Origin of the sequence: Pseudoalteromonas sp. J010 (assembly GCF_003934235.1) — a bacterium.
GTDB classification, from domain to species: Bacteria; Pseudomonadota; Gammaproteobacteria; order Enterobacterales; family Alteromonadaceae; genus Pseudoalteromonas; species Pseudoalteromonas peptidolytica.
Genome location: NZ_RDBW01000078.1, coordinates 1 through 892 on the forward strand (window position 1 = coordinate 1; position 892 = coordinate 892).

General features: G+C 51.2%; 1 protein-coding gene. It reads right to left on the bottom strand.

Features of this window, described 5'->3' with window-relative positions:
• A partial coding sequence (locus EAG18_RS22030) for an AMP-binding protein (RefSeq protein WP_148098536.1) occupies window positions 1-892 on the bottom strand: 892 nt, incomplete at both ends.

The window sequence follows — 892 nt, forward strand, 5'->3', positions numbered from 1 at the left end:
GACCTGACCTGAAATATACAACTCACCCGGTGCGCCAATAGGCATGGGCTGGAGCGACTCAGATAATACATGAAGATTAACGTTAGGATAGGCTTTACCTATGCCTTGATGAAGGCGAGGGTACGCCTGTGCCAGCATCGCGCCGACAGTGGTTTCCGTGGGGCCATATTCGTCGAAGATAGCATTAACATGGCCGCTTAACGCGTCAATGGCCTGCTCAGTCAGCGCTTCACCACCGAGCATTAGGGTATCAACGTGAGCGTCACTGCCTGGTAAGAGTGCCATGGCAAGACTCGGTGTGGTTTTTACAAAACCAATATTCGCGGCGTTGAGGTGAACTCTAAAGGCGGCAGCATCAAGAATATCGCCTTCATAGACACACACGGTTTGCCCCGCGAGRAGCGGACATAAGGTGGTCGTSACWGACAGGTCAAAACAGTAGTTAGACGAAAAGTCGATGTTACGATACTTATCCCCTAACTGGCGGGTTAAGGCRTGWAGGTAATAGAGCACATTGTGCTGAGTGAGCATCACGCCTTTGGGTTGYCCGGTTGTCCCTGAGGTGTAGATGATATAAGCCAAGTTAGTCAAGGCCGTTKGACGCACTAAATTCTCATGCTCCACCGCCAGTGCATGGGTATTGACACGGAGCGCTTTCACGCCTTTTCCAAGYAYAGGGTTAAGTGAGGGTAAGTGACTTTCCTGCGTTAGCACTAAGTCGGTATTGGTGTCGGTTAAAATAAATTCAACCCGAGCTTCGGGGTAGTCTGGTGAAACAGGGACATAGGCACCACCGGCTTTGAGCACAGCCAACATAGCAATGAGCATCTCGCTGCTGCGAGAAAAGTAAAGCGCGATAGGGGTATCGGCAGGCAATAGGCCAGCTTGGGCT